This is a genomic window from Mycobacterium sp. E2733 (assembly GCF_001667585.1).
Lineage (GTDB): Bacteria > Actinomycetota > Actinomycetes > Mycobacteriales > Mycobacteriaceae > Mycobacterium.
Map to the genome: position 1 here is coordinate 42,154 of NZ_LZJZ01000013.1, position 22,820 is coordinate 64,973.

Annotated in this window: 18 protein-coding genes; 10 read left to right on the top strand and 8 right to left on the bottom strand. The window is 65.8% G+C overall.

All coding sequences use genetic code 11. From position 1 onward, the window contains the following. The first annotated feature begins 1 nt into the window (after position 1). From A5678_RS02040 to A5678_RS02055, 4 genes are all read left to right on the top strand, one after another. Positions 2-487, top strand: coding sequence for an NUDIX domain-containing protein (locus A5678_RS02040; protein ID WP_068037684.1), 486 nt, complete (start codon positions 2-4; stop codon positions 485-487). 1 nt (position 488) lies between these two features. Continuing rightward, a complete protein-coding gene (locus A5678_RS02045; protein WP_068037687.1) occupies positions 489-1,394 on the top strand; it encodes a haloalkane dehalogenase in 906 nt (301 codons plus the stop codon). A gap of 29 nt (positions 1,395-1,423) precedes the next feature. Next, positions 1,424-2,650 (top strand): cytochrome P450, encoded by a 1,227-nt coding sequence (locus A5678_RS02050; RefSeq protein ID WP_068037689.1) that lies wholly within the window; start codon positions 1,424-1,426, stop codon positions 2,648-2,650. A 152-nt stretch (positions 2,651-2,802) separates the two neighbouring features. Continuing rightward, the gene (locus tag A5678_RS02055) at positions 2,803-3,858 is read left to right on the top strand and encodes a hypothetical protein (protein ID WP_068037692.1); all 1,056 of its coding nucleotides are present in this window, start codon (positions 2,803-2,805) and stop codon (positions 3,856-3,858) included. Positions 3,859-3,871: 13 nt separating this feature from the next. On the opposite strand, the gene A5678_RS02060 is transcribed toward A5678_RS02055, so the two are convergent. After that, positions 3,872-4,240, bottom strand: a complete 369-nt coding sequence (locus A5678_RS02060) for a hypothetical protein (RefSeq protein WP_068037694.1) — start codon at positions 4,238-4,240, stop codon at positions 3,872-3,874. A 128-nt stretch (positions 4,241-4,368) separates the two neighbouring features. Here A5678_RS02060 and A5678_RS02065 point away from each other — a divergent pair, with 128 nt between their 5' ends. Further along, positions 4,369-5,904, top strand: a complete 1,536-nt coding sequence (locus tag A5678_RS02065) for an HNH endonuclease signature motif containing protein (protein WP_068037696.1) — start codon at positions 4,369-4,371, stop codon at positions 5,902-5,904. Here A5678_RS02065 and A5678_RS02070 read toward each other — a convergent pair. Continuing rightward, positions 5,901-6,980 (bottom strand): ATP-dependent DNA ligase, encoded by a 1,080-nt coding sequence (locus tag A5678_RS02070; RefSeq protein WP_068037698.1) that lies wholly within the window; start codon positions 6,978-6,980, stop codon positions 5,901-5,903. The two genes, A5678_RS02065 and A5678_RS02070, sit on opposite strands and share 4 nt — an antisense overlap. A gap of 26 nt (positions 6,981-7,006) precedes the next feature. On the opposite strand from A5678_RS02070, the gene ligD reads away from it, so the two are divergent. Both ligD and A5678_RS02080 read left to right on the top strand, forming a co-directional pair. Continuing rightward, the gene (gene ligD / locus A5678_RS02075; RefSeq protein ID WP_068037701.1) at positions 7,007-8,053 is read left to right on the top strand and encodes a non-homologous end-joining DNA ligase; all 1,047 of its coding nucleotides are present in this window, start codon (positions 7,007-7,009) and stop codon (positions 8,051-8,053) included. Between the two features lie 1,514 nt (positions 8,054-9,567). Beyond that, complete coding sequence (locus A5678_RS02080) at positions 9,568-11,598, top strand: glycoside hydrolase family 172 protein (RefSeq protein WP_082945342.1); 2,031 nt, start codon at positions 9,568-9,570, stop codon at positions 11,596-11,598. A gap of 4 nt (positions 11,599-11,602) precedes the next feature. Here A5678_RS02080 and A5678_RS02085 read toward each other — a convergent pair whose 3' ends face one another. From A5678_RS02085 to A5678_RS02095, 3 genes are read right to left on the bottom strand one after another with little or no spacing between them, the layout of a single operon-like run. Next, positions 11,603-12,364 (bottom strand): rhomboid-like protein, encoded by a 762-nt coding sequence (locus A5678_RS02085; RefSeq protein ID WP_068037705.1) that lies wholly within the window; start codon positions 12,362-12,364, stop codon positions 11,603-11,605. After that, positions 12,361-13,665 (bottom strand): diaminopimelate decarboxylase, encoded by a 1,305-nt coding sequence (locus tag A5678_RS02090; RefSeq protein WP_068037707.1) that lies wholly within the window; start codon positions 13,663-13,665, stop codon positions 12,361-12,363. The genes A5678_RS02085 and A5678_RS02090 overlap by 4 nt, the downstream gene beginning before the upstream one ends. Continuing rightward, positions 13,662-14,369 (bottom strand): cysteine hydrolase family protein, encoded by a 708-nt coding sequence (locus A5678_RS02095; RefSeq protein WP_197502010.1) that lies wholly within the window; start codon positions 14,367-14,369, stop codon positions 13,662-13,664. The genes A5678_RS02090 and A5678_RS02095 overlap by 4 nt, the downstream gene beginning before the upstream one ends. A 137-nt stretch (positions 14,370-14,506) precedes the next feature. Between A5678_RS02095 and A5678_RS02100 the strand changes: the two genes are divergently transcribed. Together A5678_RS02100 and A5678_RS02105 are read left to right on the top strand one after the other, a co-directional pair. Continuing rightward, entirely contained in the window at positions 14,507-17,758 is a 3,252-nt protein-coding gene (locus A5678_RS02100) for a LuxR C-terminal-related transcriptional regulator (protein ID WP_068037759.1), read from the top strand. Positions 17,759-17,839: 81 nt separating this feature from the next. Then, positions 17,840-19,048 (top strand): cytochrome P450, encoded by a 1,209-nt coding sequence (locus tag A5678_RS02105; RefSeq protein WP_068037762.1) that lies wholly within the window; start codon positions 17,840-17,842, stop codon positions 19,046-19,048. A 6-nt stretch (positions 19,049-19,054) separates the two neighbouring features. On the opposite strand, the gene A5678_RS02110 is transcribed toward A5678_RS02105, so the two are convergent. Beyond that, positions 19,055-19,618 carry a TetR/AcrR family transcriptional regulator gene (locus A5678_RS02110; RefSeq protein ID WP_231983552.1) on the bottom strand — a complete coding sequence of 188 codons (564 nt, stop codon included), beginning with the start codon at positions 19,616-19,618 and terminating at the stop codon, positions 19,055-19,057. Between the two features lie 132 nt (positions 19,619-19,750). Here A5678_RS02110 and A5678_RS02115 point away from each other — a divergent pair, with 132 nt between their 5' ends. Continuing rightward, the gene (locus A5678_RS02115) at positions 19,751-20,137 is read left to right on the top strand and encodes a PPOX class F420-dependent oxidoreductase (protein ID WP_068037711.1); all 387 of its coding nucleotides are present in this window, start codon (positions 19,751-19,753) and stop codon (positions 20,135-20,137) included. Here the strand turns inward: A5678_RS02115 and A5678_RS02120 are convergent. Beyond that, positions 20,121-21,284 carry a zinc-binding dehydrogenase gene (locus A5678_RS02120; protein WP_068037715.1) on the bottom strand — a complete coding sequence of 388 codons (1,164 nt, stop codon included), beginning with the start codon at positions 21,282-21,284 and terminating at the stop codon, positions 20,121-20,123. The two genes, A5678_RS02115 and A5678_RS02120, sit on opposite strands and share 17 nt — an antisense overlap. Positions 21,285-21,296: 12 nt before the next feature. After that, positions 21,297-22,700 carry a wax ester/triacylglycerol synthase family O-acyltransferase gene (locus tag A5678_RS02125; RefSeq protein ID WP_068037718.1) on the bottom strand — a complete coding sequence of 468 codons (1,404 nt, stop codon included), beginning with the start codon at positions 22,698-22,700 and terminating at the stop codon, positions 21,297-21,299. Positions 22,701-22,820: the final 120 nt, after the last annotated feature.

Genomic DNA, 22,820 nt, shown 5'->3' on the forward strand with positions numbered 1-22,820 from the left:
AATGCCGAAGCTCAGTGCGGGTGTGCTGCTCTACCGGACCCGCGACGGCGCCGTAGAAGTCCTGATCGCGCACCCGGGTGGCCCGTTCTGGGCGCGAAAGGACAACGGCGCCTGGTCGATTCCCAAAGGCGAGTACGCCGAGGGTGACGACCCGTGGACCGCCGCCCAACGCGAGTTCTTCGAAGAGCTTGGGCTTTCGGCCCCGGCCGGGACCCGGCTGGACCTCGGTCAACTGAAGCAGTCCGGCGGCAAGGTGGTCACCGCCTTCGCTGTCTGCGGCGACCTCGACGTGACCGAAGCGCGCAGCAACACCTTCGAATTGGAATGGCCGAAGGGCTCCGGCAAACTGCGCGAGTTTCCGGAAGTCGATCGGGTGGGCTGGTTTTCGGTGGCGCAGGCGCGAGTCAAGCTGCTGAAGGGCCAGCTCGGCTTTCTGGACCGGTTGATGGCACATCCTGAGCTGGCGGGGTTACCCGAAGGGACCTGACATGCAGACGTTGCGCACACCCGACGAGTCGTTCGACCGCGTACCCGACTTTCCGTACGCGCCCAGGTACTGCGAAATATCCGACGGCGAAGGCGACACGCTGCGGGTCGCGTGGGTGCAAGACGGCCCCGAACGAGCCGACCCGATCCTCATGCTGCACGGCGAACCGTCGTGGTCCTTCCTGTACCGCAAGATGATTCCGGCACTTGTCGGCGCCGGGCACCGGGTCATCTGCCCCGACCTGGTCGGGTTCGGTCGCTCGGACAAGCCGACCCGCCGCGAGGATCACAGCTACGCGCGCCACGTCGAGTGGATGCGCGCGGTGGCCTTCGACGTCCTCGATCTTCGAAACGTGACCCTGGTCGGCCAGGACTGGGGCGGGCTGATCGGTTTGCGCCTCGCCGCCGAACACCCCGATCGATTCGCCAAGCTGGTCGTCGCCAACACCGGCCTGCCGACGGGCGAGCAGCCGATGCCCGACGTCTGGTGGCGCTTCCGCGAGGCGATCACCACCGCGCCGGAGCTAAACGTCGGCGCGTTCGTGCAGGGCGGCTGTCGCCAACCGATGAGCGACGACGTGCGAGCAAGCTATGACGCGCCGTTCCCCAGCGACGAGTACTGCGCGGGCCCGCGCGCCATGCCGGGCCTGGTGCCGACCTCGCCGGACGATCCCGCGGCGGCGGCCAACAAAGCGGCGTGGGCGAAACTCTCCGCGAGCCCCACTCCCATGCTGGTTGCCTTCAGCGACAGCGACCCGATCACCGGCCCGATGGGCGCGATCTTCCGACGCGAGATGCGCGGCGCGCAGGGAATCGATCACCCCTTGATCCGCGGCGCCGGACACTTCTTGCAAGAGGACGCGGGCGAGGAGCTCGCGGGCCACATCGTCGAGTTCCTCCGTCGCTGAGACTGCGCCGCTCCGGGCAGAATGACCGCATGACGACCGCGCGGACCGATTCCGAGGGGTTGCTGCTGCAACTGCTGGACCCGGCCAACCGGCCCGACCCGTACCGACTCTGTGCGCAGTTTCGTGACGGCGGAGCGCTGCAGCTACCCGGCGCGAACCTGACCGTCTTCTCGAGCTACCGAGATTGTGACGAGGTATTGCGGCATCCAATGTCAAGCAGCGACAACGTCAATTCGACGGTCGCCAAGCGGCAGGCCGAGGCCGGCACGGCGCCGCGCAGGCAGGGCCCACCGGGCTTCCTCTTTCTCGACCCACCCGATCACACCCGGTTGCGCAAGCTGGTCAGCAAGGCATTTGCGCCCAAGGTGGTGAACGCGCTGAAACCCGATATTCGCTCGCTGGTCGACGGAATGCTCGATCGGGTCGCCGAAAAGGGCCACTTCAACGTCGTCGAAGATTTCGCCTATCCGCTGCCGGTCGCGGTGATCTGCCGGCTGCTCGGCGTTCCCCTGGATGACGAGCCCCAATTCAGCCACGCGTCGGCGTTGCTCGCTCAGGCGCTGGACCCGTTTTCGACGATCACCGGCGTGCCGCCGGAAGTTGCGAAACAACGCCAACAGGCCGCGACGTGGCTGCGGGCGTACTTCCACGGTCTGATCGACCGCCGCCGTTCGAAACCCGGTGACGACCTGCTGTCGGGGCTGATCGCGGTGGAGGAGTCCGGAGATCAACTGACCGAAGAGGAGATTGTCTCTACCTGCAATCTCCTCTTGATCGCCGGACATGAGACCACGGTGAACCTGATCGGGAACGCCATCTTGGCGATGCTGCGCAATCCCGAGCAGTGGACCGCCCTGGGTGCCGACCCCGGTCGCGCACCGGCGATTGTGGAAGAGACCCTGCGGTACGACCCGCCTGTGCAACTGGTCGGGCGAATCGCTCTCGCCGACATGATGATTGGTGGAGTCGAGGTGCCTGCGGGTGATGTCATGATGTTGTTACTGGCCGCGGCCCACCGTGACCCTGCGGAATTCGACCGGCCCGATCTCTTCGACCCGGATCGGAAGGCGTTGCGTCACCTGGGATTCGGCCGGGGAGCCCACTACTGCCTGGGCGCGCCGCTGGCCCGGCTGGAAGCCGGCGTCGCGCTGTCGGCGGTGACCGCACGCTTTCCGGCCACGCGGCTGGACGGTGAGCCGCAATACAAGGCCAACGTCACGCTGCGTGGTTTGTCGCAGCTCATGATCGCGGTCTGACCGGCGCGTCGCGGGGCCGAGCTTCGGGCTTCGGGCAGATCATCGCCGCGGCACCTAGACCAAAAGCCGATTATCGGCACGGCGGTACACCGATAGTCCTAAAATCCCTTGGTCAGCCGTATCACGACGCAGTCCATAAGTAGGTACCGGACATGACCGAAGACAACGAAAAAAGCGACGGCACTCCCGATCCCGGAGCCGGGGGCGGGAAGAGATCAAACGGACCGGCGACACCGGGTCCTCGTCAGGTTCCGATCACGCTCGCCGTCTACCGTGATTTGCGCGTCGGCATGGTGGTCATCATGGTGATGCTCGCCGCGGCCGTGCTCATCGAAAGGCTTTCGGCAACGTGCTGGCAATTGGCCATCAGCGCTTACTATTACACCTCCGCCCATAGCATCGTCATCGCCGCGCTTCTGGCGCTCGGCGCTCTATTCATCATGTACAAGGGCAGCAGCGACACCGAAGATGCTCTGTTGAGTTTGGCCGGGGTATCCGCGTTGATAGCCGCGATCGTGCCGCAGGGTCGGCCGTCGCCACTGTGCGGACGAGCTGATCTGCCGCCCGAATACAACGTCGACGCAGTCACTCGGCCCAACGTCTGGGCGGTGGTCATCGGACTGCTTTTGGGTTGGGGCATTGTTTTGTGGCAATCCCCGCACAACCGGACCGAGCAGACAAGAAGCCCGGGCGGCATACTGGCGCTGGGTTTGTTCTGGCTGATCATGGCGGTCGGCCTGCTTACCTTCATCTTCGATCACAAGTTCTTCTTAGCGCAGGCACACGGCGCAGCCGGGTTCCTGCTCCTCTCGACATTCATCGCCACCGTGTTTTGCACCGGATACCTCGTCAAGCGAGAGGATGAGTCGAAATCATCTCATCCCCGCGCGTATCGACGGTTCTACCGGGCAATGGCCGTGGTGATGCTGGTGACGTTAATCGCTATTGTCACAGCACATCTCGTGCACCGCGGCTGGGAGTTGTGGGTCTTGCTGGTCGAGGCGCTGCTGATCATCGAGTTCGCCATATATTGGGTGGTGCAGACCATCGAGCTGTGGGACAAGCCTGACCGAATGGAGCACCTTCCTGACGATGCCCAGCGGCGGATCGCCGATGCGAGGACAAAGGGTGGGCTGGACGGATTCAAGTCCGGGCTGGCCGATGTGACGAAGCCAGGTGCGGCCGATCGGTTGCTGCCATTCCTGTGACTCGCCGTCTAGATCACCCGCGCTCCCACGGTGGGCTCTCGCCCATCTTCTTGTAGTACTTGGCCAGGTGGCTCTTGACCCGGTCGACGTCGGTCTTCGGGAGGTCGATGCCGCCGCGCGCGCCGTCCATGATCGCGCCGGCCGCCATCACCCCGCGGGGAACGGCCTTGAGGTCGCCACCGATGACATCGGCGATCAAGAGTTTGTACGCCGTGAAGTTGTCCTTCTTCGCGTTGTCGTACCAGACGTGGGCGTCGCGGTACTTCTGATTGGGCGCGTCTTTCGCCCCGGCCCAGTTGCGGACCCGCTTTTCGGCGGCGTCTCCGTCCCACTTGCGATCGCGATCGGCCAACGGCAAATCCTGAAACGCTGTCACAGACATGTGAGTTCACTTGCCCGCCCTGGCGGAGATTAAACGCTTTCTTCGGAGTTATCCACAGCTACAAGTTCATCCACAGCCTGGATTTTGGGCGGTGTTCGCGCTGCGGCGCAGGCGATATATTCGGACGTATGTTCGATGATGTGTTGCCGACCATTGAGGCGCTGGCGCGCGCCGATGACGCGGAGGTGTCGGCCGCGATCGCGGAGTGCGCACGGATTGAGGCGAAGGCGGCGGCGCGCAAGCTGGCGGCGGTCGCGGAGCTCGTGCACCGCCACGCCGACGGTCCGACGATTTCCGCCCACTGGTCATGCGACAACTGGGATGCCATGGCGGCCGAAGTCGCTGCCGCACAGAACATCAGCCACGCCATGGCCTCTGGCCAGATGTATCTGGCCGCGGCGCTGCGCAACCGGCTTCCGCGAGTGGGGACGCTGTTCGCCGAGGGCACGATCAGCGCCCGGCTGGCGGCGACCATTGTCTGGCATACCGACCTCGTAAAAGACCGTGAGACATTGGAATTGATCGACACGACGTTGGCCGACGACGCGGCACGGTTCGGGCCGATGTCCGCAAGCAAGACCGCGCAAGCAATCGACGCGGTGGTGGACCAATACGATCCGGGCGCCCTGCGCCGCACTCGCGCCGCGGCCCGCAGCCGCGACGTCGTCATCGATCAATCCGACGACGAGTCGGGCACCGCGGCTATATGGGGCCGACTCTATGCGCATGATGCGGCCGTGCTGGAGCGGCGCCTGCTGCAGATGGCTCACGGTGTGTGTGATGACGACCCGCGCACCGTTGCCCAGCGCCGCGCCGACGCGTTGGGCGCGCTGGCCGCCGGCGCGGACCGGCTCGCGTGCAGTTGCGGCGACGCGGCCTGTCTGGCCGGCGGCGCTAAGGACGAGCGAGCGGCCAGCGTGGTTATTAACGTTGTCGCCGACGCGTCGGCGCTGAACGCCGATCCCGACCCGCACATGGCAGGCCAGCCGGCGCGCAGGCCCGTTACGGACCAGACGACACTCGCCGAGGCGCTGGCGCCCGATCCCGAGCCCGATGTGCCGCAAACCCGGCCGCCCGCGCTGATCACCGGCGGCGGGGTGCTATCGCCTGGCGTAGTCGCCGAGCTGATCCGCGGCGGCGCCAAGGTCCGGCCGCTGAGTCACCCCGCCGACGCGAAGCCCGAACCGGGGTATCGCCCCTCGGCCGAGCTGGAGCGTTTTATCCGGTGCCGCGACATGACATGCCGGTTCCCCGGTTGCGATCGACCGGCCGAGTTCGCCGACATCGACCACACGGTGCCCTACCCGCTCGGCCCCACCCACGCGTCCAACCTCAAATGCCTATGCAGAAAACACCATCTTTTGAAAACGTTCTGGACGGGTTGGCGTGACGAGCAACGGCCGGACGGCACCGTGGTGTGGACGTCGCCGACCGGGCAGACCTACACCACCCGTCCGGGCAGCCGACTGTTGTTTCCCGCGCTGTGCGTGACGACGGGCGAATTACGATTCGCCTCAAGTCAAAATCGACCTCCCGGCGATCGCGGAGTCATGATGCCCAAACGCCGCCGGACCCGACAGCAGGACCGGGCCCGCCGCATCAACGCCGAACGCGCACTCAATGCCGCGCACATCGCCGAACGCAATGAGCCGCCACCCTTCTAGGCCGATCCCAGGCCGGGCACGATGTCACCGAGGCTGAATGTCACCGGCTGTTCGAGCTGTTCGTAGGTGCACGAGCGGGGCTCGCGGTCCGGACGCCACCGGTTGAACTGCGCGGTATGACGGAAGCGCCGGCCCTCCATGTGGTCGTAGCGAACCTCAACGACGCGCTCCGGACGCAGCGGCACGAACGAAAGATCCTTTCCGGCATTCCAGCGCGAGAATTCGTTCTTGCGCGGCGTTCGTTCGCCTGCCTCGTGGGCGGCCCAATTCCATGGGTGGTCCTCGAAGTCGGTGACGAGCGGCTGCAGCTCGGCGAACAGGCGTCGCCGCTCGGCCATGGGAAAGGCGCCGATCACGCCGACGGACGCCAGCTGGCCATCGTCCTGATAGAGCCCGAGCAGGAGCGAGCCTATGGCTTGAACTTCTGGGCCGCCGGACTTGTGCACGCGATAGCCGGCGACCACGCAGTCGGCGGTCCGCTCGTGCTTGATCTTGAACATGGCTCGCTTGTCGGGCTGATAGGTGACGGTCAGCGGCTTGGCGATGACACCGTCGAGGCCGGCTCCCTCGAACTCGTCGAACCAACGCCGAGCAATATCGATGTCGGTGGTGGCCGGCGTGACATGGATCGACGGTCCCGAGTCCGCCAGGGCATCGACGAGGGCGGCGCGCCGCTCGCTGAATGGTCGCCCCATGTAGTCGTCGTCGCCCAGGGCGAGCAAGTCGAATGCGATGAAGGACGCCGGCGTCGCCTCGGCGAGCATCCGCACCCGCGAATCGGCCGGGTGGATGCGCTGTTGTAGCGCCTCGAAATCCAGGCCGTGGTCGGTGGCGATGACGATCTCCCCGTCGATCACGCAACGCGCGGGCAGCTCTGCTTGGACCGCCGCCACCAACTCGGGGAAATAGCGCGTCATGGGCCGTTCGTTGCGGCTGCCCAGCTCCACTTCGTCGCGGTCACGGAAACAGATGGACCTGAATCCGTCCCATTTCGGTTCGTATGACGCTTCGGGCGGGATCGACGGCACCGATTTGGCAAGCATCGGCGACACCGGGGGCATGACGGGTAAGTCCATAAGCCGATTGTGCTGGAATCTTTGGTATGGCTGCTGCAGAAGAGCTCGACGTCGACGGTATTGCGGTGCGCCTGACCAGTCCGGACAAGGTCTATTTCCCCAAGCTGGGTGCGAAGGGCACAAAGCGGCGGCTCGTCGAGTACTACCGAACCGTGGCCGTTGAAGCCGGAAGCCCGTTGCTCGACGCGCTCCGCGATCGGCCCACCCATCTGCAGCGGTTCCCGGATGGCATCGACGGTGAGGAGATCTACCAGAAGCGGGTTCCGCAGCACCACCCCGACTATCTGCAGACCTGCCGGGTGACGTTCCCGTCCGGCCGCACCGCCGACGCGCTGAAGGTGACGCACCCCTCCGCCATCGTGTGGGCGGCGCAGATGGGCACCATCACCTTGCACCCGTGGCAGGTGCGCTGCCCGGATACCGACCATCCCGACGAGTTGCGCATCGACCTGGATCCGCAGCCCGGTGTCGGCTTCGAGCAGGCGCGCGAGGTCGCGGTCGACGTGTTGCGACCATTGCTCGACGAGCTCGGTCTGGTGGGATACCCCAAAACCTCCGGCGGGCGCGGGATCCACGTCTTCCTGCGGATCGCCAGCGATTGGGACTTCATCGAGGTACGCCGCGCCGGCATCGCCCTGGCCCGCGAGGTAGAGCGACGCGCACCCGAGGCCGTCACCACTGCGTGGTGGAAAGAGCAACGCGGCAAGCGCATCTTCATCGACTTCAATCAGAACGCCCGGGACCGCACCATGGCGTCGGCGTACTCGGTGCGCCCCACCCCGATCGCGACGGTGTCGACGCCGCTGACATGGGACCAGCTGGCCAGCGCGGAACCTGACGACTACACCATCGAGACCGTCCCCGACCTGGTGAAGGGGCGCCAAGATCCCTGGGCCGCAATGAATGACGTGTCGCAGTCGATCGCGCCCCTACTGGCGATCGCCGAAGCCGACGAAGAGCGTGGCCTCGGCGACATGCCCTATCCGCCGAACTACCCAAAGATGCCCGGAGAACCGAAACGCGTTCAGCCCAGTCGGGATACGGCCTTGAAGAAGAGCAGCAAGACGAAGTGACAAAGCCTCGACCCCTCACGGGCTTTCGGGTTGGCCCGTGCGCCCCTGCACCAGAGCACTTGATAAACAAGCGCTTTCAGGTAACTGAGCAACAAGGAGTCGGTACGCTAACCGGCGCGCCCACGCCTACGAAGTAGAGCGCGCCAGCAGCGCAACCCGAAGCCGCCCTATGGCGTGCAGGTGATTCCGGTGGCCCCACTGGTGCACGAGATAGCTGGCAAGGTGCACCCGGAGCTTGTCAATGCGGTGAAGCCCAGGACCAGGCCGAGAACAACCTTGTACTTCATACGAGACATGAACCACTCCATCCATCCGAGGAGAAATGTTAAGCCCGAGGCGAGTTATGTTACGTGAGTACAATCCGGAATGCCAAGGGATTAAACGTATTTGAGATGTTCTATGCCGATGATCGAAAAAGGGGTATTGCCGGTCCGGACGCATTCCGTTGTGCCACATGGGTTGAGAGATCCACCAGGACAGCTGGGTCAGCAAGATTGGGCGCGGCAGGACCACAGAGATTTCCGCACCGAACTTGTGCTATTCCGTGTCAACGGTTTTCAGCACACGCGCGCCCATGCAGCGCCGGAGCGTTGGGCGGCACCCTGTTGTAATCTAAGACAGCGCGAATCAGCGCGAAGCGCCTGACGCCCGAAGTTGCCTGATGAGCAAGCACTTCCGTAACCCGCGCGAAAAGAAGCCCGGTGCGCTGGCTGGCACGCCCAGGTAACCCAGCGGTGCGCTAGGTAGACCCAAAAGCGAGTCTTACCAAGCGAGGCGTGCCAGCAGCGCAACCCCTCGAGGGCTGAAGGGGACCCTATGGCGTGCAGGTTATTCCCGTGGCCGCAGTGCTGCAGTCGATGACTAGCGGCACCGTGCACCCTGAAGAGGTCAACGCGGTGGCGGCAAGTATCAGGCCGAGAACAATCTTGTACTTCATACGAGACATGGACCACTCCATCCTTTAGAGGAGAGATGTACGCCCGAGGGGAGTTATGTTACGTGAGTGCAATGCGGAATGCTATGGAAATCACCAAATTTGCGGCGACCTTTCTCAACTGATTGAAAGCCTGGCGCAACCCCCCGCTGGACCGACCCATGTCGCGGTTAATCCGGCCCTGGTGGGCACCCGGAGCCCGATTTGCATTCATTTCCCAAAATCTTCCACGACGGCGGATGGCGGAATAATATGATGCACAGCGCACGATCCGACCTACATTGCAACAATGCAGGGCGATGTCAAACGTGTTCGGGGGAAGCGAGATACGGCTACCGGCGGCTCCACCGGGCGTTGTCGTGCCCATTGCAATCCTGCCGTTGAACTGGGTAGGCTGTCTGCACGACCACACTGACCGCGCCGGCGTATCTCCTCGTGCCAGAATCCGGTCCACTCGTTCCTGAACTGTCAGCACTATGAATGCATTTCATGCACGCGGCTCGTTTGCGTCCTGCGGGGCCGGACCGTCGTTAGATTCCAAATCCGGTCAACCCGATCGGGAAAAGTAGGCTTTGTGGTTATGCCGATGGCTATTCGTGCGTGGTGCGCAACATTAGCCTTAGCGCTCGCGGTGGCGGCCGGTATTACCGCCGCGACCACTGCGCTCGCGGAGCCGATCGGCAACGCCGGCGACAGGCTGGTCGGCTGGGACACCTATCGGCGACTGGACCTGCTGCCGTATCTGCGGAACGACACCCAGGCCCTGCAGCTCTCCAGCTTCGATCGCAGCGGCGGTGATTTCGACCTCTCGACCGGAAATCGCAACGGCACCGGGGGATGTTTGATCTCGGGGGGTGCCGGCTGCGTCATCGCGGAGGATCACGGTGCCGGCGAGGTGGATTCGATCTGGTTCACCCGCGACGGTGGCAAGGTGATTCGGATCGGGAACATCCGCGTCGAATTGGACGGTCAAACGGTGCTAGACGCGCCCTTGCAATCGGTGGTCGATGGTGCGTTGGGTGCGCCGTTCGAATGGCCGCTCGTGGCCAATGCGGCGCAGTCACCCGGCGGGGTGTACATCAAAGTGCCGATGCCCTACCGCGAGTCGATGCGGATCAGCGTCGCTTCGAATCTCGAGTATTACCACGTCGACTATCGCCAATTCTCGAGTGGCATGGGCGTCACCACTTTCTCGCCCTCCGACCCGGCGCTCGACGTGCTCGCCACGCTGCGTGGCGCCGGCACCGCCGACCCCAAACCGCCGGCGCCTGGGGCGGTTCACGACAGCCGGGTTGTCGACGTCCCGGCCGGCACCGGGATCGCCATCGCGGAATCGACCGGCCCGGGCAGCATCTCGGCGTTGCGACTGCAGCTGCCCGACCCAACGGACGAACTTCTGAGCGGCTTGCGGCTGCGGATGGACTTCGACGGCCGAACCATGGTCGACTCCCCACTCGGGGAGTTCTTCGGCGCCGGGCTTGGCACAAGCACCGTGCGATCCCTGATGTTCGCCGCGATCCCTCAGCCCGGGGGACCGTTGACGTTGTCCGCATGGTGGCCCATGCCTTTCGCCCACGAAGCTCGCATCACGCTCGTGAACACCACCGACGACCCCGTCCCGGGAATCGAGAGCGACGTGATGATCGCCCCCGACGCCCACTGGGCGCCCGCGCTGGCCAGCGGTCGCGCCGGCTACTTCACGGCTCGCTCGCATGCCGGGCCGACAATCCCGGGCCAGGACTGGCTGTTCGCCGACGAACAGGGCAACGGGAAGTTCGTCGGTGTCAGCCACACCATCCGCGGTTCTCGCATCAAAACCGCGTTCAGTGACGGCGCCCCTTACTTTCTCGAAGGAGCCGAGCGCGTGTACACGGACGGCGCCGCGTCGCCCCAGTGGTATGGCACCGGGACCGAGGATTTGTACGAGGGCGGCTGGTATTTCAAGGACGGCACCCGCTTCAGCGACCCGCTCACCGGACAGCCGGACCGGCGCACGGCCACCGGCGGCTGCTCCGACTATTGCGTCGCCGTCTATCGGCTCATGCTCGCCGACGCAATCGATTACCACTCGGCGATTCGATTCGGCATCGAGCACGGTAAACGGAATATGGTTCAGCCGGACTACAGCTCAACCGCTTTCCTCTACACGCAACCCGACGACATCCTCACGCCGGGTGACGACGTCCGCCCCGGCGATCCGGTCAGCCGACTCCTGCACGGCTACGGCGACGCCGATGCCTCGGATCAGCTGCTGGTCAGCGAGTATGAAGGCGCCGACGACATGCATCCGGTAATCGGGTCGGTCCGCGCCACCAACGCCGCGATCACTTTCCACCTCGAAATCGACCCGGGCAACCGCGGCATCCTGCTGCGCCGCACATCGGATCAAGCGGACGGCTTCCAATCGGCCGACGTCACCATCGACGGCGTCCCCGTGGGGAACTGGTTGCAGCCGCGCAGCAACGTTTTTCACCGCTGGCTCGATGACTCCTATCTCTTGCCGCAATCGGTAACCGCGGGGAAGGCGCAGCTGACAATCACCCTCACGCCTGCGCGCGACTCCCCACCCTGGACGGCGAGCCGCTACCAGATCGAAACGCTGACGGGTTAACCGCTCAGACAGCGGAATAGCGCATCACCCGACTGGCGAGGAGGGCCGCGACCACCACGCCCGTGAACCCACCGGCGGGTGCCGCCAGCGACGACCATCCCGACAGCACGAAAAAGCCGAAGGCGGCACCGACGGTGAGCAACGCCGCGTGCACGGGGGTCCACTGCACGATCGACGGCAACCGAAACGACAAGCCCATGCCCAGCAGTAGCGCCAGAACGTGACCGAACGCGGTGAAGTCCGCGTCAAACGTTGCCACCAAAGCGATGCCGAGCCACCAGCCGATCCAGGCCGGACGCCAGCGCAACGGAATCGACGCGGTCAGGGCGCCCAGCACGCACATCGCGCCGTAGCTGATCCCGACGTCGGTGGCGCGCGCAACCGAGAAGGGCAGCCATCCCGTCTCCACCGCGGCGACCAGCCCCACCGCGAGGATCAAGGTGGCCCCGATGTGGCCGACGGCAAAGGTGATCAGCAAACCCCAGCCCCGCCAGATGAGTTCGCCCAGCGCCAGCAGGCACACCAGCCCGGGCAACCAGAGATAGACGTCGCCCCCGTCGCTGACGAACGCGCTACCGATCAAGGTGCCGAGGTGACCGTGAGCCAGGTTGTGCAGGTTGGTGCTCATTTCGCTGACGACCGAGGCGCGGGTGCGCGCACCCATCACCGTCAGGGTGACGGAGACCGCGAGCAGCAGGCCCCCGTACGCCACCGTGACGCGCAAACGGTCGGCGCGCGCGCGAACGTTCGTGCCGGAAGCCGTCATTGGCCATTCCAACCGCAGTCGCGGGCCAGCAGGTCGGCCACCGTCTCCCGGCGCACCAATTCTCGGTGCTCCCCGCCGGAGACCGCGACCAGCGGCGGTCGGCCCCCCAGGCCCAGGCTCGACACGGTCGAGTGCTGATAGGCGCCGGTGCAGGCCACCGCCAGCAGATCGCCCGGGTGGATGTCCGAGGGCAGCTCGACGTCCCGGGCGATCTCATCACCGTTTCCATTCCGTCCCACCACGGTGACGGGTGTGCTCGCGGTCGGCCGGTGGCGGTTCGCCAGTGCCACCGTGTATTTCGCGCCCGGGCTCGCCGGATCGTCGCCCGGGGCGCCGTCCACCGCGACGAAGGTATGCCCGCCCGGCTGGCGCTTGACAGCGGTGACCCGGCACAGGGTCACCCCGGCGCGTGCGGCGATCGCCCGGCCCGGTTCGATTACGACCTTCGGTCGCGGGAATCCGTGCTCGGCACAAGCGGATTCCAGCGCGGCATCCACAGTGGCCCCGAGCGAGCGCAGGTTGAGTTCCGGGTCCCCCGATCGGTATGGGACCGCGTGTCCCCCGCCGAGATTGAGCTCGGTGAGCACGACCTGATGGTGGTCGCGGACCTCGGCCATGACGCCGATCATCTGCCGGATCGCGGCACCGTAGCGTGAGGTGTCGGTTAGGTGCGACCCGAGCTGGCAGTGCAGCCCGACCGGGTCGAGCGTCGGCTGGTCCAAGACACGCCTGAGTGCCGCCCGGCCTCCGGACAACGCGAAGCCGAATTTTCGTTCGGGAGTCCCGACGTCGGGAATGACTCGCACCAGGACGCGCTGACGGTGGCGCACCCGGCAGGCGAGCAGCGAGATCTCGCTGGGTGAGTCGATCACGATCCGCCGGACGCCGGCCGCGATTGCGTCACCGACCTCAGTCGCGGTTTTCGCGCCGTCCAGGATGATCGTCGAGGGCGCGACGTCGGCGGCCAGCGCGGTGGCCAGTTCGCCGGCCGAGCAGACCTTCAGGCCGGCCCCTTCGTCCGCGGCCCAGCGGGCCACGTCGACGCTCAACAGCGCCTTGCCGCCGTAAATCAGCTCGGCATCGGGGAGCGTCGCGCGATAGCAGCGGATCCGGGCGCGGAAATCCTGCTCGTCCACCACGTAGGTGGGGGTGCCGTACTCGGCGGCGATATCGCTGGCGGCGACGTCCCCGACGCACAATCGGCCGAGGTCGTCGACGTAGGCGCTCAGCGGCCAGACCGCGCGATCGAGGTGCGGGTTCAACCCGTGCCTCAGCGAGGGAAGCAGCTCGAAGAGCGTCATGCCTCCACGGTGCCGGTCCGGCCGCGGGCGTGCCGCCTTCTTAACGAAGCCTTCACACCCGGGCGGTAAATCTTCACAGATTCGGAACGCCGGCCGCGATCGAGGCGATCCAGCTCGTCCGGCGGCACGAACGCGGTGGCGTAGTTCGGGATGTTCACCTCCAGCGCGGCGCGCATTTCCACATCCGAGTAGTCCGCCGTTGCGTCGCGCACCACGGTGACCTCGTAACCAAGCTCCGCGCCGTAGCGAACCGTGGCCTCGAGGCAGGTGTGGGCGATCAGTCCCATGACGATGAGCCGATGAATGCCGTGCCGTTTGAGTTGCAGGTCCAAGTCGGTGTTGGCGAAACCACTTGAACACCAATGCTCATGGGCGACGACATCGCCGTGCTGCGGTTCGAACCCGTCGCGAAGCTCCCCGCAACAAGTGCCCAACTCGAAGGTTCTGCGCGACCACGCCGCCTTTTGAACGGGGGCAATGTATTTCCATGTCTCGTAATCGCCGGGGCGGTATCGACGATGCAGCGCGTAGAACACGCGGATATCGGCGACCCGTGCGGCGTCGAGCACCTGTTTCAAGTGGGTGACGCAGTCGCTGCTCTCGATGACGTCTTTGAGGCGATCCCACACCTTGCCGCCGGGGGAGATGAAGTCGTTGTATGGATCGATCAACACCAGCCCGGTCGTGTCCTTGCTATACGTCACGCGGCCATCGTCTACCAGACCGGCAATCTCCGCGTTTTCGCCGATGTTTTGCTCCGCGTATGCGTCGCATGCTCGCTAGCATGAGCGAAATTGATCCACGTGCTGACCTACCGGGGGTGGACTGGAGCGATCTTGGCGTGAGCGGGCTGTTGCCAACAGGCACGGTGACGCTGCTGTTGGCAGACGTCGAGGGTTCAACGGGGCTGTGGGAGACCCAGGCCGCGCAAATGACCGCGGCTTTCGAGCGGCTGGATCGAGAACTCTCGGATTTGGTTGGCGCTCACGGCGGCGTGCGCCCGGTGGAGCAGGGCGAGGGCGACAGCTTCGTCCTGGCGTTCGCGCGGGCCAGCGACGCGGTCGCATGTGCACTCGGGCTGCAGCTGGCGCCGTTGGCCCCGATCAGCTTGCGGATCGGGGTGCACACCGGCGAGGTACAGCTGCGCGACGAGGGTAACTACATCGGCCCGACCATCAATCGGGCGGCGCGGTTGCGTGATTTGGCGCATGGCGGGCAGACAGTGCTGTCGGGGGTGACCGAGTCCTTAGTGGTCGACGCGCTGCCGGTTGATGCATGGCTGACGGATTTGGGCAGTCACGCGTTGCGTGGCGTGCCTCGTCCCGAACGGGTAGTGCAGCTGTGCCACCCGGATCTGCGCAACGAATTCCCCCCCTTGCGCACCGCTAAAGACGTTGGTGTACATAATCTTCCGTCGCAGCTGACCACTCTTGTCGGCCGTGCGCCACAACTCTTGGAGGTGCGGAAGCTCCTAACCCACAATCGAATTGTGACTCTGACCGGTGCTGGCGGGGTAGGTAAGACGCGCCTGGCTGTGGAAGTCGCCAACCAGCTGGCAAGTGAATACGCCGAGGGTGTCTGGTACGTGGACCTGGCACCGATCACCGACAGCGATGTCTTGCCCGTGGTCGTGGCCCGGGCGATGGGACTGCCCGACCACCCCGCGCGGTCGACGACGGACACGCTGCTGCGGTTTGTTCGTGACCGTCAACTGCTTGTGGTCTTGGACAACTGTGAGCACCTGCTCACCGCGTGCGCGGAGCTGGCACTCGCTGTTCTGGGTGTGGCACCGGGGCTAACGCTGCTGACGACCAGCCGTGAGCCGATCGGCGTGCCGGGCGAGGCGACGTGCCGGGTGCCCTCGTTGTCTCCTGACGATGAAGCCGTCGAATTGTTCGCTGACAGGGCGCACTTAATGCACAACGGGTTCGTGGTAACCGACGCCAATGCCGCTGCGGTGGTCGAGATCTGCCGGCGTCTGGACGGGATACCGCTGGCCATCGAACTGGCCGCGGCCCGGGTCCGGGCATTGTCGCTGGCCGAAATCCTCGACAGCCTGCATGATCAGTTCCGCTTGTTGACCGGCGGTTCGCGCACGGCGGTGCGCCGCCAGCAGACTCTGCGGGCTTCGGTGGATTGGTCTCATAACCTGCTGACGGAGCCCGAGCGGGTGTTGTTCCGGCGGCTGGCTGCCTTCCTGGGTGGCTTCGACCTCGGAGCTGCACAGGCGGTCGCAGGTTCTGCTGGGATGGAGCGCTATCAAGTCATCGATCAGCTGACCCTGTTGGTCGACAAGTCCCTGGTCATCGCCGACGAGAGCCGGGGGCGAACACGGTACCGCCTGCTGGAAACGGTGCGGCAGTACGCGCTCGAAAAGCTCGCGGAGTCCGGCGAGGCAGATGCCGTGCGCTCACATCACCGCGAGTACTACACAGCGCTTGCGACCCTGCTCGACGCGCCGGCAGGCCGCGACTATGAGCAGCGTCTCGAGCAGGCGGAGACCGAGATCGACAATTTGCGCGCCGCGTTCGCGTGGAGTTGCGAAAACTCGGACATCGAGCTGGCGTTGACGCTGGCGTCGTCATTACAGCCGTTGTGGCTCGCGCGAGGCCGCGTCCGGGAAGGCTTGGCCTGGTTCGACACCGCCCTGACCGGCGAGAGTGAGGTGGCGCCCGCGGTGCTGGCGCGTGCGCTGGCCGATGAAGCCAGCCTCGCAATCCGGGTGGGCTCTGCCGAGAGCCTCGAGCAGGCTCAGCAGGCCCTGGCGATCGCGCGAAAGGTTGACGAGCCGAGACTGCTCGCGAGGGCACTGACCGCCTGCGGCTCGATCGCCGGCTACAGCTCTGGCATCGAGCTGGCGCGGGCATGTTTCACCGAGGCGACCGAGCTCGCTCGTGCTATCGGCGATCGCTGGAGGCTGAGCCAAATCCTCGCCTGGCAGGCCGCTGCGTCTCTCCCGGTTGATCCGCTCGCCGTGCGTGCGGCCGCCGAAGAGGGGCGCGAGCTGGCCGAGGCCATCGGCGACCGATTCGTCTCGCGCGTGTGCCGCTGGTCTCTCGGGGTGGCGCACCTACATCAGGGTGACCTGGAAGGTGCCACCACCCGATTCGCCGAGCTGGTGGCCGAGGCGAAAGTTGCCCATGACGCAGTGATTGAGGCGAACAGCCTCGCGATGCGAGGCAGCGCGCTGGCGTGGCGTGGTGAGGTCGTTGCAGCCCAAGCCGCCGCCGATGCGGCCCTCGAGGTCGCCGCCGACTTGGGGGGCACCCCCGCCGGTCTCGCGTACTCTGCGTTGGCGGCCGCGGCGTTGGCCGCCGGCAACGCCCCCGCGGCTCGGACCGCGTGCGAGGCGGCCGCGCCGCTAATGGGTGGTTTCTTGGCCATTGCGGCGGCACAGCGCACTTTCAGTGCGCTTGCCGCGTTTGGGGATGAGGATCTTGTCGCGGCGCGCCACCTTGCCGACCAAGCAGTCTCGACTACCACCGGCTGGTATCTGGCCGCGGCGTTGGCAGCGCGCGCGCGTGTGGCGATTGCGCAAACCGACTTTGACCAGGCCGACCGCGACGCGCACGACGCGCTCGCGCTCAGCGCGCGACTCGAGTCTCGGCTGTTCATTCCGGACATCTTCGAGTGCCTCGCCATTCTGGCCGGCGGTGCTGGCAGTCACGGTGAAGCCGCCCGCCTCTTGGGCGCGGCGGAGATCGTGAGGCTACGCACCGGCACGGTCCGATTCAAGATCTTCGACGCTGACTACCAGGTTTCAGTGACGGCGCTACGAGAGGCGATGTGCGAGAAGGACTTCGACTCCGCTTGGGCCGAAGGAGCGGCATTGTCCACCGAGGAGGCGATCGCCTACGCCCAACGCGGCCGCGGCCAACGCAAACGCCCGAGCAGCGGATGGGGCTCGCTCACACCGACCGAACTTGATGTCGTGAGGCTGGTCACCGAAGGCCTAGGCAACAACGACATCGCGACCCGGCTTTTCGTCTCGCCGCGCACGGTGCAATCGCATCTCACCCACGTCTACACGAAGTTGGGGCTGGCCTCCCGCGTGCAGCTCCTTAAGGAGGCCGCTCGCCACGGCGCCTCTTGACGGGCGCATCGCCACCTTGCTAGACATGGGTACGCCGGGTATTTGGGCGATCGCCCAAAACGGCGGGACGTGGAGGTGGCGATGGGCCAGACTGTCAGGAGCGAGACTTCGGTCTACTACGACCCTTACGACACCGGCATCATCGCCGATCCATACCCGACCTACGCGCGGCTGCGCGAAGAGGCCCCGATCTACTACAACGAGCGTTACGACTTCTGGGCGCTCTCAAGGCATTCCGACGTCGAACGGGCGCTGGCCAGTTGGGAGACGTTCTCCAACAAGCGCAGCGACATCCTCGAGCTCATCCAGTCGAAATTCGAGATGCCCGGCGGCGTGATGATGTTCCAGGATCCGCCGGAGCACACGAGGCTGCGCGGCCTGATGTCGCGCGTGTTCACGCCGCGCCGGATGGCCGAGCTCGAGGACCAGATCCGGCGCTACTGCGTGCGGTGCCTGGACCCGCTGGTCGGCTCCGGGAGCTTCGACATCATCGCGGAGCTGGCCTCGATGATGCCGATGCGGGTGATCGGGATGCTGCTGGGAATCCCGGAGTCCGAACAAGTCTCGGTCCGTGACGCCAACGACGCCAACCTGCGCACCAAGCCGGGCACACCGATGAAGGTGGTGGACGCCGACTCCATCGCCGACGGCCGGATCTACGCCGACTACGTGGAATGGCGGTCCAAGAATCCCTCCGACGACCTGATGACGACGCTGCTCAACGTCGAGTTCGACGACGAGCACGGGGTGCACCGGAAGCTGACCCGCAAGGAGGTGCTGCACTACACGCAGGTGGTCGCCGGGGCCGGCAACGAGACGACCGGCCGGCTGATCGGGTGGCTGGCCAAGGTGCTCGCCGAGCATCCCGACCAGCGGCGCGCCGTTTATGAGGACCGGTCACTGTTGACCCGTACTGTCGACGAGACGCTGCGATTCGAACCGACGGGGCCACACGTCGCCCGTTGGATGGCAAGGGATTTCGAGTGTTACGGCACGACGGTTCCGGCCGGCAGCGCCATGCTGCTGTTGTTCGGCGCCGCAAACCGCGACCACCGTCGCTATGCAGATCCCGACACCTACAACGTCCGCCGCGACAACATCTCGCACATCACGTTCGGCAAGGGTGTGCACTACTGCCTCGGCGCCAACCTGGCCCGCCTCGAGGGCCGGGTCGCGCTGGACGAGATCCTCAACCGCTGGCCCGAATGGGGCATCGACTACGACACGGCCCAATTGGCCTCGACATCGACCGTGCGTGGCTGGGAGCGGTTGCGAGTCGTGTTGCCCTGAAACGGGTTAACTGGGCATCTCGAATCGGTCGATGATCCGGCTAACCAGCGCGACGGCCTCCGAATGGCCGGTCGTCGCGCCCAGTGCCTGCTCCAGGATCAGCATGCGACCGACCGCGGCGATGATGACCGCGATGCCGGCAGGCGGGAAATCACCTGTGTCCAAATCGTGTTCGCGCACGATGGAATTGAGCGCAGTGATCTGCATGTCGCGCCACCGCTCGGACCAGGCCGCGATCTCCGCCCTGATCTCCTTGCGGTGGTTGGCCAGCCCCATGAACTCCAGCAGCAGGCGGGTGTCCTTCGGCTCGACGAGCGTGTCCCAGAAGGCATGCAGCGGGCGGTCGGATGTCAACGCCCGCTGTTGACGCTCCAGGTAGGCGGCCGCGCCGCGCCGGAAGACGTTCAGGTAGAGCTCGTCCATGGTGGGGAAGTAATAGTGCACCAAGGCGGGTTTCACGCCGGCTTCGGCCGCCACCCGGCGCGACGTCGCCGCGGCGTAGCCCTCGTCGACCATGATCTGGATCGTCGCGTCGATCAGCATGTCGCGAGTGCTCGGATCCCTGGCCATCAACGGACCCTAATTTGGGCGATCGCTAAATATCAACACGGCCGCTGGGTCAGGCGCAGGCCAGCTCGATGATTAGGGAATCGGCGACCGGGGAATTGTCATCCGGACAGTTCAGAAAGTGAAGGAAAAACCGTGGCTCCAAGCTTCAAAGACGTCATTGCGTCCAAGTACCTGCTGCTGACCACATTCACCAAGGACGGCCGCCCGAAACCGACGGCGATCTGGGGCGTGCCCGACGGCGACAAGCTCCTGGTCATCACCGACGACGGGTCGTGGAAGGTGAAGCGGATCAACAACACGCCGCGGGTGACGATCGCGAGGAGCGGATCCCTGGGCAAGCCGAAGAGCGAGCCGGTCGAAGGGGTCGCGCGCGTGCTGCCGAAGTCGGAGACGCGGCGCGTGTACAACGCCGTGCTCAAGCGGTACTGGTATCACGCGTGGTGGTTCTATGCGCACTCGATCGTGCGCGGGGGGGTCGACAAGGTGCACGTGGGTTTGGAGATCAAACCGGCAGCGTAGCGTCGCTCTTGGGGTCGATCAGGATCTTCGCGTGCGCCTCGGGGTCACCGAGTGCATCGAACGCGGCTTCGACGCCGGACAATCCGACGGTCCCCGTCATCAGCGGTGTCACGTCGACCTTGCCGTCCGCGAGCATGCGCAGGGTGTCGCGGAACTCGAGCGGCGTGTAGCCGAGCACGAACCGCAGGTCGATTTCTTTGTTGATCGCCATGGCCGGTCGAATGTGATCGGCGCCCATGCAGACGCCGACGACGACGACGCGCGAGAACAGTGGCGCGCTGGCGATGATGCCGTCGATGATGCCCGGGACGCCGACGCATTCGAAGATGACGGGATGCTTGGGCTTTGCCGCGCCGGCGGCCTCGGCGGCGCGCCACACGTGCCACCACGGCAGCCGCAGCCGCTGCAGCTTCTCAATCGTCCCGACGGCGAGGTCGAACGCCTCGAGGATGCCTTGCAGATGCTTGTGTCCCGCCTCGGTCGCGTACGGGGAGTCCTGCGCTGGGTCGACGACGATATCGGCCCCGCACGCCGTCGCGAGCGCCCGGCGGCCCGCCGAGAAGTCGCTCGCGACGACGGTGCGCACCCCGTGCGACTTGAGCATGCAAATCACCGCGAGACCGATTGGCCCGCAGCCGATGACGATGGCGACGTCACCCTTGCCCACCTCGCCGCGCCGAACCGCGTGCCACCCGACGGCCATCGGCTCGGTCAGCGCGGCGACGTCGGGGGCCAGCCCATTCGGAACGGCGAAGGTCAGCGACTGCTCGACCAGGAGCCGCTCGGCGTAGGCGCCCGGCGCCATGGTGGACAGCCCGATCCCGTGCACCTTCTTGCCCCGCCGCAGCAGCGGCAGGGCGACGACGCGCGTGCCGGACCGCGGGGCCTTGCGCGTGCCGGGACCGTAATCGACCACCTCGCCGCAGAATTCGTGCCCGAACACCACCTGCTGGTCCGATCGCATGAACGCGTCGTATCCCGACTCGGCCATCACGCCGGCGAGTTCGTCGCAGTGCCGGCGCGCGTGCAGATCCGATCCGCAGATGCCACACCGGAGGACGTCGAGTAGCAACTGGCCTTTGGCCGGCGCCGGCGTGGGCAGGTCGACCACTTCGAGCTTCGCGTTGGTGCAAGTTACGCTCTTCATCCGTCGATCCTCCTACACGGTGGCCGACTCGGAACCCTCCGGTTGCAGTCCCGCCGCCTCTCTCAGCTCTGCGTAGGCGCGACGGGTGCACCGGGCCAGGCGCGTCAGGTCACCGAGCGCCGCGGCGTTGGCGATGAAGCCGAAGTCCATGCTGTCGTGGTAGGACGCGAAGGTGGCGTTCAGTCCGATCGAGGCAGCGAGGGCGGAAACCGGGTAGATGCCGAGGAGGCGGGCACCGTTGAGGTATTTGACCTCCGCCGCGCCCGCCACGTTCGAAATGACGAGGTTGCAAGCCGGGTGCGCGACGCGGTCCAGGTGCGTAGAAGAACCCAGGCCGGCGAGCGCCACGAGCCCGGCCGCATAGGTGAGTGCCGCCTCGCTGGACATGCGGCTGAGCTCCTTCTTGCAGGCGGCGACCGAGTCCACCACCTGGTGGATCCGTTCTGCCACGCTCGCTCCGGGCTCTCCGAGTCGCGGGAACACCGCCGACACCCGCGTGCCGATCGTCGTGTCCCCGCCGGCGCGCAGCGAGACCGGACACATCGCAATGAAAGGGTGCGCGAACGCCCGGCCCGTCTCGCGTAGGTAGGCGTGCAGCCCGGCGTCGACGACGGTGACGGCCACGTCGTTCAGGGTCGCCCCGAGGCGCCGCCCGACCTCATGCATCTCTTCGAGCGGCAAGGAAAGCGTTGCGAAGCTTCGCCCGATCTGCAGCGGAGCGTTGGTCGGGGCGTGTTGCGCCCCAAACGGCAGGCTGCCCTCCAGATGCGATCGGGCGATACTCGCGAGCATCTTGCGCAGCGTGCCGATCGAAATCTGGTTGAGCGCCTGGACCTGAGTGATGGTCCCGCGAATCGAGTCGGCGATCCGCGACGTTAGGGGCGTCGGCGGATGCGGCGTGGGTTCCGGCGCGCCCAGCGCGAAGGCGGGTGTCGGGATGGTGCGCTCCGCGGTCGTGCTCAACCCGGCGTAGAGAAGCTTGAGGCCGGATTCACCGTCGATGATCGAATGATGGGTCTTCGTGTAGATCGCGAACATACCGTCCGGCACCCCGTCGATCACCCAGCACCGAAAAAGCGGCCGATCGCGGTCGAGTTGTGGCTCGTGCAGATCCGCGACGAGCCGCAGCAGGTCCTCGTAGGAGGACCGAGCGGGGAGGGCCAGGTGCCCGACGTGGTAGTGGGGGTCCCACTGCGTCACCTCGCGGAAGTGGGGCGCTCCCCGGCCGAGCAGCTCCGGAACGTAGTTGAAGGGCGGCGCCGGCGCGCACGCCCGATACGCCTCCACGATCTCGCGCACGATGGGCGCGCGGCCGGCCGGCTTCTTGAACAACAGCATGGCGCCGACGTGCGTCGTGCCGGCCGGCGACTCGATCAGCAGCCATGAAAGGTCCAGGGGCGGAATCGGTTTGGTCATGGCGGATCTCCTAGGCGAACTCCTGCCACCCGAGCCGGGTGCACAGGAGCCGAACGTTACGGCGATGTTCTCTCCGCCGACCACGGCCAACGAGGGCATTAGGGCCCCGTTACGGCAGTC